Source organism: Streptomyces hydrogenans, assembly GCF_014656075.1.
Classification (GTDB): domain Bacteria; phylum Actinomycetota; class Actinomycetes; order Streptomycetales; family Streptomycetaceae; genus Streptomyces; species Streptomyces hydrogenans.
Window position 1 is genome coordinate 15,241 of record NZ_BNBS01000012.1, and the last position, 17,792, is coordinate 33,032.

Sequence of the window (17,792 nt, forward strand, 5' to 3'; positions counted from 1 at the left end):
CCCTCCCGGAAACCCGTAGACACGATGAACACTCAGCGCTCCTCCGCGGCACACCCGGCGGAGGCCCCCGGCGAGCAGGGCTCCCCGGCGGGCCGCGAACTCGACCCCGAGTACGAGCACGGCCCGGTACCGGCGGACAGCCGCAAGTCGCTCCTGACCGTCTCGGCGGTCTGGTTCGGATTCCCCATGATCCTGACCAACGCCGTCCCCGGCGGCGTGGTCGTCGCCCTCCTGGGCTTCTGGCGCGGGCTGGCCGCCATCGCCGTCGCCAACCTCGTCATGTTCCTGTACGTCGGCGTCCTCAGCCACCGTGCGGGCACCAGCGGCGAGAGCTTCTCGCTCCAGGCGACGCGCACCTTCGGGCGCACCGGCTACATCGTCGCCTCGGCGTTCCTGGCGACCATCGTGGTCGGCTGGTTCGCGTTCAACACCGGGGCCACCGGCGCCACCCTGCACCAGGCGTTCGGCTGGCACGAACAGCTGGTGGCGGTCCTCGCCGGGCTCGGCTTCATCGCCCTGACCTATCTGGGCATCAGGGCGCTGTCCTGGCTCGGCGCGGTCGCCGCCCCGCTCTTCGTCGTCGCGGGCGTCGCCGCCCTGGTCATCGCGGCCCGGGACCACGACCTGGGCGCCGTGTTCTCGTACCAGGGCGTCGGCGGGAACGCCACGCTCACCTTCGGCGCCGCCGTCTCCATGATCATGGCGACCTTCGCCGACTCGGGCACGATGACGGCCGACTTCACCCGCTGGTCGAAGAACGGCCGGCAGGCGGTGCTGGCCACCGTCAGCGCCTTCCCGGTGGCCAGCGTCATCGCGCAGATCACCGGCGGCCTGGTGGTCGCGGCCGGCGCGGTCGCCACGCCCGCCACGGCCGGCGGCGACTTCCTGCCGATCCTCACCGGCGAGGGCGCGCCGCTGCTGAACGTCCTCGCGGCCGTCTTCGTCTTCGTCAACCTCGGTTCCGTGTGCAGCCACTGCCTGTACAACGGCGCCCTGGGCTGGTCGCACCTGACCGGTCGGACGATGCGGCTGATGACGGTGGTCCTGGGCGTGATCGGCACGCTGGCGGCGCTCGCCGGGGTCTGGAACCACTTCCTGGACTGGCTGGTCGTCCTGAGCGTCTTCGTGCCTCCGCTGGGCGGCGTGCTGATCGCCGACCAGTTCTTCGCCCGGGGCGGCCGGGGCGCCATGGACCGGCGGCCCACCGCGCGGGTGCGGCCCACGGCGTTCCTCGCCTGGGCGGTCGGCGCGGCGGGCGCGGGCGTCGCGCACTGGTTCGCGCCGCAGCTCTCGGACGCGGTCACGGGTCTGATCGTGGCGATCGTCGCGTACGCCGTCCTGGAGCGGGTCCTGCCGGAGGCCGCCGCCTGACGCGGCCGCCCCGTTTCGACCGGAGCGCCTCCGCCCCTTCCGGGGGTGGGGGCGCTCCGGCGTTCCCGCGCGGTCGCGGGGCGGTTCAGAGCAGGGCGGGTACGTCGACGGTGAGCGTGCCGGCGTCGGCGTCGAGCACCGCGGGCAGGCCGAGCGGCACGGTCAGGGCGGTGGGGCCGTGACCGAAGCCCAGCTCCTCCACGACCGGCACGCCGAGTCCGCCGAGCCGGTCGGCGAGGACCGCCCGCACCTCCTCGTAGGGCCCGCACTCCGCCCAGGAGCCGAGGGCGACGCCGGCGACGCCGTCGAGCCAGCCGGAGCGGAGCAGCTGGGTGAGGATCCGGTCGAGGCGGTACGGCTCCTCCCCCACGTCCTCCAGGAGGAGCAGCCCGCCGCGGGCGGAGGGCCGGGCGTGCGGGGTGGCGAGGTCGGCGGCGAGGAGGCTGACGCAGCCGCCGAGGGTGACCCCGGCGGCGCGGCCGGGCACCAGCGGCCGGGCCGTGCCGAGCCCGAGGACGCGGACGGTCTCGGGCTCGAAGAGGGTGGCCCGCAGCGACTCCCGGGTGGCGGGGTCGTCGGCGAAAACGGAGACGGCGGGCATCGGGCCGTGGAGGGCGGCGAAGCCGGCACGGACGGCGAGGGCCTCGTGGAGGGCGGTGACGTCGCTGTAGCCGACGAAGACCTTGGGTCCGGCGGCGCGGATCGCGGTCCAGTCGAGGAGGTCGACCATGCGCTGGGCGCCGTAGCCGCCGCGCGCGCAGAGCACCCCGGCGACGGTCGGGTCGCACCACGCCTCGGTGAGGTCCCGGGCGCGGTCCCGGTCGGTGCCGGCGAGGTGGCCGATGTCCGGGTGGGTGTCGAGGACGTGCGGGGCGACGACGGGGTCCAGTCCCCAGCCGCGGAGCACGTCGAGTCCGGCGGCGAGCGCGGGCCCGGGCACCGGGCCGCTGGGGGCGACGACGGCGACCCGGTCGCCGGGCCGCAGCCGGGCGGGCCGGGCGAGTGCCGGTACGGGGGCGGTCACCCGCGCAGCTCCAGCTCCGGCACGTCGGGCCGGTCGAAGCCGAAGACCCGCGCGTAGAGGGCGAGTTCGGCCTCCAGGGCGCGGATCATGGTGTCGGCGTGCCGGAAGCCGTGGCCTTCGCCGGGGAAGGCGAGGTAGGCGTGGGGGACGCCCCGGCCGGCGACCCGGGTGAGCAGCCGTTCGGCCTGGGCGGGCGGGCAGATGACGTCGTCGAGGCCCTGGAGGAGCAGGAAGGGCGCGGTGATCCGCTCGACGTGCGTGATCGGCGAGCGCTCGGCGTACAGCTCGGGGACCTCGTCGAGCGGGCCGACGAGTCCGTCGAGGTAGCGGGACTCGAAGTCGTGGGTCTCGTCGACGAAGCCGGTGAGGTCGAGGACGGGGTAGATGATCGTGCCGCAGGCGTAGACGTCGGTGCGGACGAGGGAGGCCGCGCTGGTCCAGCCGCCGGCGCTGCCGCCGCGGATCGCGAGGCGGGCGGGGTCGGCGGTGCCCTCGGCGGCGAGGGCGGTGGCGACGGCGGCGCAGTCCTCGACGTCGACGACGCCCCACTGGCCGCGGAGCCGCTCGCGGTAGGCGCGGCCGTAGCCGGTGGACCCTCCGTAGTTGACCTCGGCGACGCCGATGCCGCGCGAGGTGAAGTAGGCGATCTCCAGGTCGAGGACGAGCGCGGAGTGGCCGGTGGGGCCGCCGTGGGCGCGGATGACGTAGGGCGGGAGCGCGCCCGCGGGTCCGGTGAAGCCGGGGTTGCGGGGCGGGTGGACGTGGGCGTGGATCTCCCGGCCGCCGGGTCCGGTGAAGGTGCGGGTGACGGGCTCGGGGTAGTGGGCGGGGTCGACGCGGTCGGTGTGCGGGGAGCCGACGACACGGGTGCGTCCGGTGCGGGTGTCGAGTTCGACGATCTCGTGGTGACGGCGGGGTCCGGCGGCGACGCCGAGGACCCGCGTGCCGTGGACGGCGAGGGTGGAACCCCAGGCGGTCCAGGGGCCGGGGGCGTCGACGAGGGTGCCGGTGTCGGGGTCGAGGATGCCGAGGACGGCGTCGCCGCGGCCGTGCAGGACGGCGATCGGTCCGGTCTCCAGGGCCTTGAACCAGGTGAGTCCGGTCTGCCAGAGGGGGCCGGCGAACTCCTCCTCGCGGGGGCAGAGCGCCCGGACCGGGCCGAGGGCGCCGTCGGCGGTGAGCTCGGCCCGGTAGAGGTTCCACCAGCCGGTGCGGTCGCTCGCGAGGAGGAGGCGGCCGGCCGCGTCCCAGTCGGCCTGCGGCACCGACTCCCCGGGGCCGCCGGCGACCGTCCGGGCGTCCTTGAGGGTGCCGTCGGCGGCGATGTCGGCGAGCACGGCCTCGGTGCCGTCCCAGGGCATCCGGGGATGGTCCCAGCCGAGCCAGACGGCCCGCCGTCCGTCCGGCGAGATCCGGGGCCCGGTGACGAAGCGGTGGCGCCCGTCGGAGAGTTCGCGCACGGCGGCCCGGTCCTCGGCGGCGGAGCCGTCGAGCGGGACGGCGGCGAGGACCCGGCGGACGTCGGTGGGGGCGGGCCCGGTGAACTCCTCCAGGACGCACCAGACCTCGCCCCGGTCGGGCAGGAGCACCGGGTCGGCCCAGCGCAGCCCGCCGCCCACCCCGGAGACGGGGGTGAGCGGCCGGGGCGCCGTGCCGGGCGCGGCGTCGGGCTCGTGGACGTAGAGCCGCTGGTCGGGGAAGTGGCAGAAGACCAGCAGGGGGCCACCGGCGGGCCGTTCGACGGCGGCCCAGGGGTGGCCACCGTATTCGATGACCCGGTTCCGGACGTTCCACGGCGGGGGCAGCACGGTCTCCTCCGTGCCGTCGGCGCGGCGCCGGACCAGGGTCCGGCGGCCGCCCTCGGCGGGGCGCGGCGCGGTCCACCACACCTCGTCGCCGACGGTGCCCAGACAGGCGGGCCGCCCGTCGTTGGCCGCCGCGAGCGCGGCTCCGACGGGTGACGGCCAGCTGCCGTGCGCTGCCTCGTTCTGCATCGTCGCTCCCCCGGGTTCCGGTTTCGGTCCTACGCGGTCTTCAGATAGTGGTCGAGCACCCGCACGCCGAAGTGCAGGGCGTCGACCGGGACGCGTTCGTCGACGCCGTGGAACATCGCCCCGTAGTCCATGCCCGGGGGCAGCTTCACCGGCGAGAAGCCGTAGCCGGTGATGCCGAGCCGGGAGAACTGCTTGGCGTCGGTGCCGCCGGACATGGTGAACGGCAGGGCGTGCGCGCCGGGGTCGAAGCGCTCGACGGCGGCGCGCAGCTTGGCGAAGGTCGGGACGTCGACGGGCGCTTCGAGCGGCACCTCGCGGTGGTGGAACTCCCAGTCGACGTCCGGTCCGGTGAGCAGGTCCATGGTGGCGGCGAACTCGTCCTCGGTGCCGGGCAGCATCCGTCCGTCGACGTAGGCGACGGCCTGGCCGGGGATGACGTTGCACTTGTACCCGGCCTGGAGCATCGTCGGGTTGGCGCTGTTGCGGACGGTGGCCTCGACCAGGGCGGCGGCCGGCCCGAGCTTGTCGAGCAGGAGCGGCACGTCGAGGTCGGGGGCGTGGGTGTCGACGTCGATGCCGTGCAGCGCGGCCAGTTCGGTGAGGGCGGCGCGGACGGTGGCGGTGAGCCGGACGGGCCAGGCGTGGGCGCCGACGCGGGCGACGGCGGCGGCGAGTCGGGTGACCGCGTTGGCCTCGTTGACCTTGGAGCCGTGGCCGGCACGGCCGCGGGCGGTGAGCTTGAGCCAGGCGGTGCCCCGCTCGCCCGCCCCGATCGGGTACAGCGTCATGCCGGGGTGGGGGTGGAAGCTGAACGCGCCGGACTCGCTGATGCCCTCGGTGCAGCCCTCGAAGAGGCCCGCGTGCCGCTCGGCGAGGAAGCCGGAGCCGTCGGCGGCGCTGTCCTCCTCGTCGGCGGTGTAGGCGAGGACGATGTCGCGGCTCGGCCGGACGCCCTGGCGGGCCCAGGAGCGGACGACGGCGAGGACCATCGCGTCCATGTTCTTCATGTCGACGGCGCCGCGGCCCCAGACGACCCCGTCGCGGACCTCGCCGGAGAAGGGGTGGACGGTCCACTCGGCCGGGTCGGCGGGGACGACGTCGAGGTGGCCGTGGACGAGGAGCGCCGGGGCGGTGGGGTCGGTGCCGGGGATGCGGGCGACCACGTTGGTCCGGCCGGGGGTGCGCTCCAGCAGGGTCGGTTCGATCCCCGCGTCGGCGAGCCGTTCGGCGACGTACTCGGCGGCGGGGCGCTCGCGGCAGTCGCCGCCGCCGCGGTTGCTCGTGTCGGTGCGGATCAGGTCGGAGGTGAAGGCGACGACCTCGTCGAGCGCCTTCGCGTCCGGCCCCGCGGGGGACGGGTCCGCGGGGGACGTGCTGCTAGCCATACTGCTCCTCCACTGCGGCCGACACGATCGTCGTGACCGCTTTGAACGTACGGATCGCCTCGTACATCGTCGCGCTGGTGTAGGCGACGCGCCGCTCGCCGCTGCGCGCCACGCCGGGAACCACCGTGGCGGCGGCGCCCAGGTGCTCGGCGTCGAACTCGACCTGCACGGTGTGGGGCCCCGCGTGCACCGGCTCGTGACGCACGGCGAGGGCGACGGCCTCGCGGGCGGCGGCCCGGATGTCGGCGGCGGTGCGGGCCGGGGTCCGGCACACGGCCGCGTACCGCGAGACGTGGTCCTTGACGGCGACCTTGAGCGCCTCGGGGGCGTAGTCGAGGGCGTCCTCGCAGGTCAGGTCGTCGCCGGTGACGAGGATGACCGGGACGCCGTACTCGGCGACCACGTGCGCGTTGAGCACCCCCTCGCTCGCCCGGAGGCCGTTCAGCCAGACGCCGGTGATCGAGTTGGCGAGGTAGGTGTGGGCGAGGACGCCCTCGGCGCCGGCGCCGGTGTGGTAGCCGACGAAGGCGATGCCGTCGACGTCCCCGTGCTGGACGCCCTCCACCATCGACAGCGACTTGTGCCGGCCCGTGAGCATCTGGACCCGGTCGTCGAGCCGCTCCAGGAGCAGGTTCCGCATCGTCCAGTGCGCTTCGTTCACCAGCACCTCGTCGGCGCCGCCGTCGAGGAAGCCGAGCGCCGCCGCGTTCACGTCCGAGGTGAACATCGGGCGGCAGCGCTCCCACTGGGGCGTGCCGGGCAGCACGTCGGCGGGCCAGGTGACGCCGGTGGCGCCCTCCATGTCGGCGCTGATGAGGATCTTCATGAATGGCACCGTACGCTCCGCCCGGCGGCCGTACCACCCCTGTGGATAACCGTCGTTGGAGTGGACCAATGACACCGCCGGGACGGAGGTACGGGCACGTCAGGGCCGTTGTGCGAAGCTCCGGGGGTCTTCCTCGGCCATGCGGCGCAACGCCCGCGCGGCCCGCTCCCGGGGCGGGACCCCGTCGTCAGGCAGCCGCCACGTGTACGAGCGCGGCGCGGCGGTGCCGGCCCCCTCAGGGGGCGGTCCGGCGAAGGTGACGACGGTGGTGTCGGGGTCATGGAGGTACGTGCTGATCCAGCCCGGCCGGAGTCCCCAGCGGGTGAGGAGATCGGGCCGGTCGCGGAGTCCGGCGGTGATCAGGCGGCCGGTGCGGCGGGCGGGCCAGGTCCAGTCGTGGTCCCGCTCCGCGCGGGCGACCTCGGCGTCGTAGGCGTCGGCGTCGAAGCGGTACGCGGGAAGGCCGAGCGGCCGTCCGGAGCGCCGCCAGCCGCTCCACACCACATGGGGGCCCTCGCGGCTGACGGTCGTGTACAGCGCACCGCAACAGCCCTCGGTGCAGTGCGCCTCGGCGAGCCGCACCTCGCGGGGCTCGGGACCGGCCCGCAGGGAGCCGGTGTCGACGAGCTGCTCGGGGGCGTCGCCGGGACCCTGCGCGAAGATCTCGGGCAGGATCGGGCGCCCGTCGACGAGGAGCCTGGTCTCGACCGCGCCCCGGTCCCCGGGGTCGGGTACGGCGACCTCTATCCGCAGCCGGGGCGTATCGGCGGCGGGGTCGGGCAGCGCGGCGCGCAGGTGCCGGGCGGTGCGCCGGATCCAGTCGGCGCGGTGTCCTCCGTCCGGGTCGGCGGGTTCGCCCACGGCGTCGAGGAGCCGGCCGAGGACGGTCTCGCGCAGGCCGGACGGCCAGTCGAGAAGGCGGGAGGCGCCGCTGTGGAGTTCCTGGGCGAGGGTGAGGAGCCGGGCCTGGTGCCCGGGTTCCCGCGGGAGCAGGTGGGCCCGCTCGGCCACCGTCCCGTAGAGGGCGAGGGCGTCGGCGTACCGGGCGATCTCGATCTCGTGGTCCTCCCGCGTGGTCGTCCGCACGAGGAGGCGCACGGCCTGGGCCAGGAGCGCGGTGTCCTCGGGGGACCGGGCGAGGAGGTCGACGAGGGCGGTGGCCTCGGTCGTGCGCCGGGCGGCGTCGGGTCCCATGCGCCGGTGGTCCGCCGCCAGCCCGAGCAGTCGTTCCCGTACGGCGGTGTGGTCCCCCGCGGTGACGTCCTCGACCAGCCGGCGCGCGACATCGGCCACGGGGCGGTGGGTCAGCCACATCAGGGCGGCGGCCACCCGGTCCAGCGGGTCGAGGACTCCGACGGCGTACCGTGCCAGTCCGTGCAGCGTTCCGAGCGCCCGCACGTATGGGACGTCCTCGGGCTCGCCCAGCCGTTCGAGGAGGCCGAGCCCCGCGACCACGCCGTGGACGGTCGTCCCGCCGCGCACCAGGCGCCGGGCCAGGGCGCGGGCGGCGGCCGGATCGCCGGGTTCGAGCGCGGCGGCGACGGGGAAGACGACGTGCTCGCGGACGCCGGTGGCGATGAGCGCGCGTTCGGTCTCGGCGGCTGCGCGGGCCGTGTCGGGTGCGGTCAGCCGGGACCGCAGGAGCCGGGTGACGGTCTCGCGGGCCTGTCCGTACGGCACGCGGGGGCCCGAGCCGTCCGAGGCCCGGGCCGTGTCGGGCAGGGGGTGGCCGCCCCGGGGTGGCAGGGTGCCGGGGGCGGTAGCGCCGAGGCTCCGTGCGTACGCGAGGAGGGAGGGCGCGGTCGGCGCGCTCACCGGGCGGGGTGGTGCTCGATTCCGTGGATCATGGAGGCATGATGCCCGCCGGTCTCCCCCGGACGCCATCGTTTTCCCGGTCGATCCGACTCCCCAATCGGGCCAAACATCGCCAAGGGGTATGTATAGGCTGTCGGCCGCAGTTGTCCCGCCCGACCGACCGGAGTGTTCTCGGTGACCATCGCCCTCGATCCGTCCGACACCACCCCCGACACCGTCCCCGCCCCCGAACCGGAGGAGGGCTTCTGGGTCCCCGAGGCCGCGGAGCCCGGTAAGACCCCCGCGCCCACGCCCGTCGACGACGCCGGCGAGGCCGACGGGAGCGGGGAGGCCGAGGAGGCCGATCCCGCCGACCACGACCCGGTCGTCGTCCGGGACGCCCGGGACTTCGGGGTCTACGCCCGGACCGGCGGCTGGGCCTTCGCGCTGAAGGTGGCCCGGAGCGTGCGGCCCGGCGGGCAGGCGGCCGAGGGCGCGGCGGCGCGGAAGGTGTCGGCGCGGGCGTTCGCGGCGCTCGCGGGCTGCTCGGCGGAGCGCGTGATGCGCCACTACAAGGCGTGGGACATGGCGGCCGACGACGGCCTGGTGCCGCAGTTCGAGGTCCTGGAGCCGGGCGCCGACATCGAGCTGCCGGACGCGGACGTCTGGCTGTCGTACTACACCTCCCGCAACAGCGCGTCCTCGGTGCGCGGCCAGGCGATCAGCGCGGCGGCGGAGGCGGAGGGCATCCGGCCGACGAAGGCGCTGGAGGTGGCGGAGAACCCGACGGCGCTGCGGGCCGCGATCCTCGCCGACCCGGGGACGGCCGAGGCGGCGCGCGGGGCGCTGCTCGACCGGATGAAGGAGGACCCGGCCCTCCAGACCGAGATGGCGCGGGCCTTCGCCCGGACCGACGACCTGAAGAAGGCGGTGGCGAGCGAGGCGAAGGTCGCCGACCGGATCGGCTACGTCCGCCAGATCGTGGAGAACGGCCAGATCAAGACGCCCGCCGGGCAGACCGTCGAGGCCCCGGCCGAGGTGCGCGCGGAGGCCGAGCGACACCTGTCGCTGATCGACGAGCTGGACGACTCGGAGGAGGCCGGCGAGTGGGCCGGTGAGGCGTACGAGTCGGTGAAGGGCCTGGTCGCCAAGGCCGTCGAGGAGGACCCGGCGCTGCGGGTCCAGGAGCGCAGGACCCGCTTCTACAGCTCCCTCCAGAAGGCCACGAAGGTCTTCGAGGAGCTGACCCTCGACGAGGTGATGGAGGAGGAGATCTACGAGGAGGACATGCTCCAGCGCCTCGAAGCCCTCCAGGAGGCGATCGGCAGCTGCATCACCGCCCTGCGCAGGGCGGCGCCGACCGCCTCCTGACCGGAGGCGGCCGTCAGTCCTTGTGGCCGAGCTGGAGGTCGCGTTCGGTGCGGCCGCCGCCGGCCACCTGGAGGACGGTGGCGACGGGCGGGTACCCGGCGGCGATGACCGTGTACTCGCCGGAGGAGAGGTCGACGAAGCGGAAGGTGCCGTCGGGGCCCGTGGTGAGGGTGTCGACGACGTTGCCCGCCGCGTCGAGCAGGGTGACGCGGGCGTCCTCCACCGGGCGGCCCCCGCCGGCCCTGACCGTGCCCCGCAGCACCGCGCCGCCCGCCAGCTCGATGTCCTGGCGGGTCTCGCGGGAGGACTGGACGCTGACCGGGACGGCGGCGGGCCGGAAGGCGGGGGCGCTGGCGGCGAGGGTGTACTCGCCCGCGACCAGCTCGCTGATCACGTACCCGCCCTCGCGTCCGCTGCGGGTGGAGGCGACGACCTCGCCGCGCACGTCGGTGAGGGTGACGGCGGCGTCCCGGACGGGGCTGCCGTCGGCGGTGAGGACGCTGCCCGCGAGGCGGCCCGCGCCGCCGAGGACGACGTCGAGCTCGACGGGCCGGTCGCCGACGGTGACGGAGACGGCCTGCGGCTGGTGACCGCCGGCGGCGGCGATGAGCACGTACGCGCCGCTGCCGGGCACGCTGAGCGCGTACCGGCCGTCCTCGCCGCTGGCGCCGCGGCCGATCTGGCGCCCGCCGACGTCGATGAGGGTGAGGGCGGCGCGCGGCACGCGGCTGCCGTCGTGGTGCTGGACGGTGCCGCAGACGGGCAGACCGGCGTGGTGCGCGGCGGCCGGCGCGGGGGCGGGGGCCGCGTGGCGGGCGTGCGGCACGGCCTGGTTGCCGGTGTCGTGGGCGGGGTCGTACGGGATGTCGGTGGCCTCGGGGGCGGGGGTGTGGTGGGACACCAGCGGTTGCTCCTTGAGGAAGAAGGCGAGGACGAGGCCGAGCACGAGCACCGGCACGAGGTAGAGGAAGATGCGCGGCATGGCGTCCGCGTACGCCTGGACGTAGAGGTCGCGCAGGGCGGGCGGCAGGGCGTGCACCGTCTGCGGGGTGATCGCCTCGGCGGGTGGCGGGGCCGCTCCCTGGGCGCCCGCGGCGGTGAGCGCGGGGAGCCGGTCGGCGAGGGCGTCGTCGAGGCGGGCGGCGAAGACGGTGCCGAAGATCGCGGCGCCGACGCTGCCGCCGATCTGGCGGAAGTAGTTGTGGGCGCTGGTGGCGGTGCCGAGGTCGGCCGGCCGGACCGAGTTCTGCACGGCGAGGATGAGGACCGGCATGATCAGGCCGATGCCGGTGCCCAGGACGGCCTGCCAGAGGCTGTGGGTGAGGCGGGGCGTGCCGATGTCCATCCGGGAGAGCAGGGCCATGCCGAGCACGGCGAGGGCCGCGCCGATCACCGGGTAGACCTTGTAGCGGCCGGTGCGGCTGATGAGCTGGCCGGAGACGACGGAGGCGATGACGATGCCGCCCATGAGCGGGAGCATCAGGAGCCCGGACTCGGTGGCGGTGGCGCCCTCGACCATCTGGAGGAAGCTCGGCAGGTAGCTGGCGGCGCCGAAGAGGGCGATGCCGACGACGGCGCCGACGAGCGCGGTGACGGTGAAGACGGAGTCGCGGAACAGCCGCAGCGGGATGAGGGGTTCGGGCGCGTGGTGCTCGACGACCAGGAAGAGCAGGGCCGTTCCGGCGGCGCCGCAGCCGAGGCCGATGATGACCCGGTCGTCCCAGTCGTACTCGGTCCCGCCCCAACTGGTCAGCAGGACCAGGCAGGTGGAGGCGGCGGCGAGGAGCAGGGTGCCCAGGACGTCGAAGCGGGCGCGGACCTTCGGTTTGGGCAGCTTGAGGACGGCGGCGACGACGGCGAGGGTGACGAGGCCGAAGGGGACGTTGAAGTAGAAGCACCAGCGCCAGGAGACGTGGTCGGTGAAGAAGCCGCCGAGGAGCGGTCCGGCGACGGAGGCGAGGCCGAAGGCGGCGCCGATCAGGCCCATGTAGCGGCCGCGTTCGCGGGGCGGGACGATGTCGGCGATGATCGCCTGGACGCCGATCATGAGGCCGCCCGCGCCGACGCCCTGGAGGGCGCGGAAGGCGATGAGCTGGTCCATCGTCCGTGACCAGCCGGCGAGTCCGGAGCCGATGACGAAGACGACGATGGCGAAGAGGAAGACGCTCTTGCGGCCGAGGAGGTCGCCGAGCTTGCCGTAGACGGGCAGGCCGATGGTGGACGTCAGCAGGTAGGCGGTGATCGCCCAGGACATCCGGTCCAGGCCCTGGAGTTCGCCGACGATCTTCGGCAGGGCGGTGGCGACGATCATCTGCTCCAGCGCGGCGAGGAGCAGCGCGAGCATCAGGCCGAGGAAGACGAGCCGGACCCGGCGGGGGTCGAGCGGGGTCTCGGCCGAGGGCGGCGGAGGTCCCGCGGGCGGGCCCTCCCCGGGGAGCGCGGCGGCTCCCCCGGCCTCTTTCACCAGCGTGCTCGCACCCACGTACGGCTCCCCTCGTCATGGCGTCGCCCCGGCGCGGAAGCGGCCTCGGGGACGGGTCATTCTTCGCATCGGGCGCGAAGCGGGAGCAAGTCGGGCGGGGTGGGCGGGAGGTGGCCCGGCGGCCGGCGGGCGGGGGTGAACGGCGGCGCGCTAGAGGGTACTTGCGGCGCTCATCAGCGCGTTTACGGAACTCCCCGCGCCCCCCGGGCACTTCGGGCGCCGGTACGGGGGCGACGGGGAATCCACTCGAATCGGTGAACGCCCCGGGCGTTACTTCTCGGTCTCGGCCGCGAGCCGTTCGAGCACGGCGTCGTAGATCCGGGCGAGGCCCTTGGGGGCGAAGGTCCGCTCGAAGAAGCCGCCGATGCCGCCGGCGCCGTTCCAGACGGAGGTGACGACGGCGCGGGACCTGCCCTCGCCGGCCGGGGTCACGGTCCAGGTGGTGACCATGGAGGAGTTGCGGTCCTTCTCGACGAGCTGCCCGTCGGTGGGCTCGGTGACCTCCAGCAGACAGTCGCGGACGCGCTTGCTGGTGGCCTGGAGCTTCCAGTGGACGAGGGTGCCCTCGCCGTCGCCGCCCTCGCGCACCTCGTACTCGCTGAAGTGCTCGGGCAGCAGCTTCGCGCGCGCGCCGCTGTAGTCGGCCAGCGTGTCGAACACGGTCTCCGCGTCCGCCGCGATGATCCGTTCCGTCGTGGCCTCGACCTGCGCCATCGCATTTCCTCCAGCTCGTGGTTCTTCGGGGTTCTCGGGGCTGCGGACCAAGCGAACCACGAGCCTCGCGGGGCGCGAAATCCGGGTTGCGACGATCAAGAGAACAGTTGTTCTATTCTGAACTCCACAGGAGTCGAACGTACGAACGAAGCCGATCGAGGAGGCGTCCATGCGCTGGGACCACCTGGGCGAAGACCCGTCCACCCCCGCCGACACCGCCCTGTTCGGCATGGACGCGGTCACCACCCGCACCTTCGACACACCCGAGTTCCGCGGCATCACCTTCCACGAGGTCCGCGCCCGGTCGATCCTCAACCGGGTCCCCGGCGCCTCCCGGATGCCCTTCGAGTGGACGGTCAACCCGTACCGCGGCTGCGCGCACGCCTGCCTGTACTTCCCGCTAGGCCCCGCAAATGTCTAGCCGCTGACCTGCGCGAACACGACAGAGCCCCCGCCCGGATCACCGGGTGGGGGCTCTTTGCTGTGTCCGCGGACTACTCGGCCGCGCCCGCCGGTCGGGGAATGCCGGAGCGCTCAATCGGCCGGGTCATCTCGTCAACCGCGCTCCGCACCACGTCGGCCGGATCGCCGAGCGGGCTCAGATCGAACCATTCCCCCCTGACCCGCTGATCGGCGAACCGCCGGTGCAACGCGCGCTCGTAGTCGCCCTCCAGATCCAGGAGCGGCAGGAGCTTGAAAGGCTGACCGGTCTGGAGCTGCGCAATCCGGTCACCCAGCGTGCTGGTGGTCATGCCGATCTTTGTAAGCGGGGACCCTTCGATGCCGACGAGGTACGTCCGCACGGGCCGGGCCGGCGGGACCGGGCGAGGGAGGGTGGCGATGGGGACACGAACGGGGGCCTGCGAAGGCTCGGGCGGGGACTGCGCCACCGTCGCCAGGGCCACGCACTCTCGCGCGCTGATGATGCTGGTGCACTCCCAGGAGCACGGAGTGGTTCCGCAAGCCCCGTTGCCGAACTGGGTAGTGGGGTTGATCACGTCATTTCCTCTCACCAGGTTCTGACACCGGCCCCGTTCGCGTCGCATGCGTGACGGGGCCTCCCACTGCCTCAGCCCCGGTACCGCGTGTCGCGGTCCGGGGCTTTCTGCGTTGGCGCGCTCGCGGACGGGCGGTCAGTCGTTGCCCCGGTCCCCGTCCAGGGACCGCGTCCGGGAGGGAACGAAGCGGGTGCCGGTCCAGGTGTACTGGCCGACCCACTCGGGCCCGGAGTGCCGGTCCTCCCTTGAGGGCCGCTCAGGAGCCTCGCCCTCGGTGACCGCGTCCGCCCACCGCTTGAAGAGGTCGTCAATCCAGCGGCCGGACGGCTCCTCGACATCCTCCCGCCGGTACACCGTGCCCGGCGGGTCGCATTGGGGGCACTCACACCGGTTGCGCGCTCCGAAGCATTCGCTGACCGGGGCAACGGGCTGCGCCGGAACGAGGGGGCGCCGGACCCTCGCGGGGACGGACACGGGCTCTCCGGCATGGATTGCCTCCACGACCCTTCGGACAGCGTCCACGGGGTCCCCGAGCTGCGTCAGGTCGAACCACTCGCCATGCTTCCGGTAAGCGGTGAACGCCGCATGGAGCTGCGATTCCAGCGGCTGTCCGCCAGGGGTGACCCAAAGGACCTCAATGCGGGCCGGCACTCCGGTCTGAAGGGCCTTGACTCGCCCGGCCAGGTTCCGAGACGTACCAATCTTCACCGGGTCCATACCGGCAAGCCGGAGCACATAGACGACGTCCCCGGAAATGGTGGCAGGATTGATCACGTCAGTCCTCTCATCAGGTTCTGGCGCCAGCCCCGTTCGCGTCGCACACGCGACGGGGCCTTTCACTGCCATAGCCCCGGTACCGCGTGATGCGGTCCGGGGCTCTCTGCTGTGTCCACTCAAGACCGTCAGACACCAGGGGCTCACTCCCCGTCGGGGTGCAGAGGGGTGACCCACCGAATGACCGTCGACGAGGACGCGACGCGGACTGCAACCTCCACGACGCGATCGTCCACGAGGGTGACAGTGCGCATGGTCTGGAGCACGTAGACCGGATCACCGCTCAGCCCCAACGCAGTCTTTTCTTCCTGCGTGGCGGGGCGAGCCGAAACCTCCTGGATCACCTCCTTCTGCTCCGAGCCGAGCCGCTCGGCGGCAAGCTCGCGCGACCCGCCCGTGGACACGGGGTCGCTCAGCTCCGGAGTCACGGCGGAGACGTACGCCGGGTAGTAGGACGTGGACAGGTGCACCGGTACACCGTGCCGGGACACGACGCGGTGGCGCATGAGCACGGGCGTTCCCGGCTCGACTCCCATGCGGCTCGCGACGGACTCACTGGCACCCACGGTGTCGATACGCAGGATGCGCGAGGACTCGTTACGGGCCATCGCGCTGCCCGTGGCCGCGTGCCTCGCGACTCGGGTAGCGATGCTCTCGCTCACGGGGCCGGCGACCACGGTGCCAACACCCGGCTTCGGGAGGGTGAGTCCCTCCAGCTTCAGCATGCGGAGAGCCCTGATCACGGTCGTGTCGGCCACGCCGCCGAACTCCCTGGCGAGGGCCTTGACCGACGGGAGCATGTCCCCCGGGCTCAGCTCGCCGGACTCGATCTTCTTTCGGTACTCGGCCGCAATGTCCTCGTAGCCGACTCTCTTGGCCGCCATGTGCGCACCTCTCTTGATCGGTAGCGGTAGCGCTCTTCGAAGTGGAGCACCTTCCCTTCGACCATACCCAACGCCCGCGTGCCCGCTCGCGACAAGGATCAGATCCTCGAAAAGCTCCTCATGATCACGGGCGAGGACACTGTTCAGGTCGACGTGAAGCACAAGGATCCGTGGAACGGGCGCCTGCCGGTCCGGCTCGCGATCCTGTCCAACGACATCCCGACCTTCGCGGACGAAAGCGGGGCTCTGGCGACTCGCATGCTCGTGGCGACCACAACGCAAAGCTTCCAAGGTGCGGAGGACCGCACGATCGAACCCCGCATCCTCGCCGACGAACTCCCGGGGGTGCTCCGGTGGGCCTTGGAGGGATACGACCGACTCATGGCCAACGGGCTGCGGTTCACGGTGCCGGCATCCGCCCAGGACGCGTGGAACCTCTACCGCGAATCGGCGCAGCCCGTGAACGCGTTCCTGGACGACTGCTGCATCCTCGACCCGACCGCGAAGAGCGATAAGACCGAGGTGTTCAACGCATGGCAGGCATGGTGCCAGGAGAACGGCCGGGACCACGCGGGCACGATGGCCACCTTCGGCAAAGCTCTCTTCGCCGCAGGTAAGGGTGTCCGCGAGGTGAAGCCTCGTATCAACGGCCGTCAGGTGAAGATGTACGGCGGTGTCCGCCTACTGCCTGCGGGGCCGAAGGACTCCAGCACGGCTGACTGGACCGGCCGCTAGCAGTACCCCAAGCCCCCTCGCCGGGTCGGCGAGGGGGCTTTCGTGCGTTCAGGGCGAGCAACGGTCACGTTAGACGAGGGCGAAACGCCCTGAGACCCCCTCCGAGGCGGGCATGAGACGGGCAGGTTTCGACTTGCCCGTCTCAGCGAAACCGCAGGTCATATGCGGTTCCACGCCTAGTGAGACGGGTGAGACGGGCAACTTTCCAAAACTCCGTACGTGAGCGAGAGGGGGAGGGGCTTGTAGGCAAGAGCCGCAATAGCGAAAGTGCCCGTCTCACCCGTCTCACCCGGCGAAATACGAGCTCTGACCTGCGATTTCACTGAGACGGGCACGTCTGGCCTCAGCCCGTCTCACTCGCCGCGCTCGGATGACCGGCTCGTAGCGAACGGCCCCCGACCGAAGCGCACGTCCAGCACACTGCCGCCATGCAATCGATATTGATCCCACTAGGCGCTACCTCAGCACCCGCAAGCTTCGACTGGGCCCCCGTCTGGACACTCGGGGGTGTCGTGCTCACGGGCCTCTTCTTGCTTGCTGGCCACGGCATGGTTCAGCGAGCCGCTCGCAAGCAAGCCAAGGCCCAGGCCGGCCGAGACCTCAGCAAGTGGCACCGTGAGCTGAGGCGCCAGTCATACGTGGACTGCATCGTCACCTACGAGAAGGTGCGCGACATGATCGTCCCTCTGTCCCGTGCCATCCCCTGGCCAGTCAGCCGGGCGCTGAGCGACACGGAGGCGCAGGAGTTGGACGCCCTCCTGGCCACTTTGGGCGAGCGCTACGACGAAGCTTTCCAGAAGTGCCAGATCGTCCGGCTGGAGGGCCCGGAGGCCGTTGCCGACGCCGCACAGCGGCTCATCTTCGCGGCGGCAGACTTCCGGCAAGCCGCCGACGAGCGAGCCCTGGCCGCACGGAATGGCGAGCGCCCTGTCCAGTCGCCGGCCTGGACCTCCTCGGCCGAGAAGATGAACGACCAGTTGGAGGAGTTCATCGAGATCGCCCGCGCCGTGATCTCCGTGGACTAGACGTTCTCTTCGCTTGCGTGACGCCGAGTCGCCGGTTCGACCGCATTCCGTCGCGGAGACAAGCGGTAGCGACAGGGCGGGTGGGCCCCGAGGGCGTACGTCGCCCGCTGCGCCCCTGTCGCGGTCGCGGAGCAATCGAGGGACTCGCGGGGGCTGTAAGGGCGTTGCACGGGCAGGGAGCGGCGCGCTCGGGGCGCCCCGGCCGACGAGGAGAACCGATGCCCGCGACCACGAGGGGCGCCCCCGCCCCGGAACTGTCCACCCACCTGGACCCGTTCAACCTGATTCAGCTCCGGACCCCTATGCCGCACCTGCGCGAGGCCCTCGTCCGCCGGCCGTATCTGCGCGCCCGCCTTCCCCTCCCCCTGCACACCCGCTGCACAGCAATGCGCAACCGCTCAGTCTCCCCCTTGCC

14 protein-coding genes and 2 pseudogenes are annotated in these 17,792 nt (G+C 73.0%); 5 read left to right on the forward strand and 11 right to left on the reverse strand.

The genetic code is table 11. The features are described 5' to 3' along the window. Positions 1-24: 24 nt before the first annotated feature. The gene (locus IE321_RS07875) at positions 25-1,371 is read left to right on the forward strand and encodes a cytosine permease (protein ID WP_190222274.1); all 1,347 of its coding nucleotides are present in this window, start codon (positions 25-27) and stop codon (positions 1,369-1,371) included. Positions 1,372-1,456: 85 nt separating this feature from the next. Here the strand turns inward: IE321_RS07875 and IE321_RS07880 are convergent, their stop codons facing one another. The 5 genes from IE321_RS07880 to IE321_RS07900 form a co-directional block, all read right to left on the reverse strand. Continuing rightward, a complete protein-coding gene (locus IE321_RS07880; RefSeq protein ID WP_190222275.1) occupies positions 1,457-2,395 on the reverse strand; it encodes a S66 peptidase family protein in 939 nt (312 codons plus the stop codon). After that, positions 2,392-4,389 carry a S9 family peptidase gene (locus tag IE321_RS07885; protein WP_043224054.1) on the reverse strand — a complete coding sequence of 666 codons (1,998 nt, stop codon included), beginning with the start codon at positions 4,387-4,389 and terminating at the stop codon, positions 2,392-2,394. The genes IE321_RS07880 and IE321_RS07885 overlap by 4 nt, the downstream gene beginning before the upstream one ends. Before the next feature lie 29 nt (positions 4,390-4,418). After that, positions 4,419-5,774 (reverse strand): M20/M25/M40 family metallo-hydrolase, encoded by a 1,356-nt coding sequence (locus IE321_RS07890; protein WP_190222276.1) that lies wholly within the window; start codon positions 5,772-5,774, stop codon positions 4,419-4,421. Further along, positions 5,767-6,600, reverse strand: a complete 834-nt coding sequence (locus IE321_RS07895; RefSeq protein ID WP_043224052.1) for a M55 family metallopeptidase — start codon at positions 6,598-6,600, stop codon at positions 5,767-5,769. Before IE321_RS07895 ends, IE321_RS07890 begins: the two co-directional genes overlap by 8 nt. 99 nt (positions 6,601-6,699) lie before the next feature. After that, positions 6,700-8,415 (reverse strand): hypothetical protein, encoded by a 1,716-nt coding sequence (locus IE321_RS07900; RefSeq protein ID WP_190222277.1) that lies wholly within the window; start codon positions 8,413-8,415, stop codon positions 6,700-6,702. Positions 8,416-8,589: 174 nt separating this feature from the next. Between IE321_RS07900 and IE321_RS07905 the strand changes: the two genes are divergently transcribed. After that, positions 8,590-9,765: a hypothetical protein gene (locus IE321_RS07905; protein ID WP_190222278.1), complete on the forward strand. Its 1,176-nt coding sequence runs from the start codon at positions 8,590-8,592 to the stop codon at positions 9,763-9,765. Positions 9,766-9,778: 13 nt separating this feature from the next. Here the strand turns inward: IE321_RS07905 and IE321_RS07910 are convergent, their stop codons facing one another. Both IE321_RS07910 and IE321_RS07915 read right to left on the reverse strand, forming a co-directional pair. Next, positions 9,779-12,247, reverse strand: coding sequence for an MFS transporter (locus IE321_RS07910; protein ID WP_226652790.1), 2,469 nt, complete (start codon positions 12,245-12,247; stop codon positions 9,779-9,781). Between the two features lie 270 nt (positions 12,248-12,517). Continuing rightward, on the reverse strand, positions 12,518-12,961 hold the full coding sequence (locus IE321_RS07915) for an SRPBCC family protein (RefSeq protein WP_043224048.1): 444 nt from the start codon (positions 12,959-12,961) through the stop codon (positions 12,518-12,520). Between the two features lie 169 nt (positions 12,962-13,130). Between IE321_RS07915 and IE321_RS07920 the strand changes: the two are divergent. After that, positions 13,131-13,355: pseudogene (locus IE321_RS07920) on the forward strand (Rv2578c family radical SAM protein); the annotation flags it as partial. Positions 13,356-13,455: 100 nt separating this feature from the next. Here the strand turns inward: IE321_RS07920 and IE321_RS42775 are convergent. The 4 genes and pseudogenes from IE321_RS42775 to IE321_RS07935 all read right to left on the reverse strand — a co-directional run bounded on the left by IE321_RS42775 (position 13,456) and on the right by IE321_RS07935 (position 15,617). Next, the gene (locus tag IE321_RS42775) at positions 13,456-14,007 is read right to left on the reverse strand and encodes a GIY-YIG nuclease family protein (protein ID WP_226652791.1); all 552 of its coding nucleotides are present in this window, start codon (positions 14,005-14,007) and stop codon (positions 13,456-13,458) included. 87 nt (positions 14,008-14,094) lie between these two features. After that, positions 14,095-14,313: a hypothetical protein gene (locus IE321_RS41865; RefSeq protein ID WP_226652817.1), complete on the reverse strand. Its 219-nt coding sequence runs from the start codon at positions 14,311-14,313 to the stop codon at positions 14,095-14,097. Positions 14,314-14,460: 147 nt separating this feature from the next. Further along, positions 14,461-14,805: pseudogene (locus tag IE321_RS43155) on the reverse strand (GIY-YIG nuclease family protein); the annotation flags it as partial. Between the two features lie 71 nt (positions 14,806-14,876). Next, positions 14,877-15,617 (reverse strand): GntR family transcriptional regulator, encoded by a 741-nt coding sequence (locus IE321_RS07935; RefSeq protein WP_190222281.1) that lies wholly within the window; start codon positions 15,615-15,617, stop codon positions 14,877-14,879. 78 nt (positions 15,618-15,695) lie between these two features. Between IE321_RS07935 and IE321_RS07940 the strand changes: the two genes are divergently transcribed. After that, on the forward strand, positions 15,696-16,352 hold the full coding sequence (locus IE321_RS07940; protein ID WP_190222282.1) for a primase-like DNA-binding domain-containing protein: 657 nt from the start codon (positions 15,696-15,698) through the stop codon (positions 16,350-16,352). A 638-nt stretch (positions 16,353-16,990) separates the two neighbouring features. Next, positions 16,991-17,377 carry a hypothetical protein gene (locus tag IE321_RS07945; RefSeq protein WP_190222283.1) on the forward strand — a complete coding sequence of 129 codons (387 nt, stop codon included), beginning with the start codon at positions 16,991-16,993 and terminating at the stop codon, positions 17,375-17,377. The last annotated feature ends 415 nt before the right edge of the window (positions 17,378-17,792 follow it).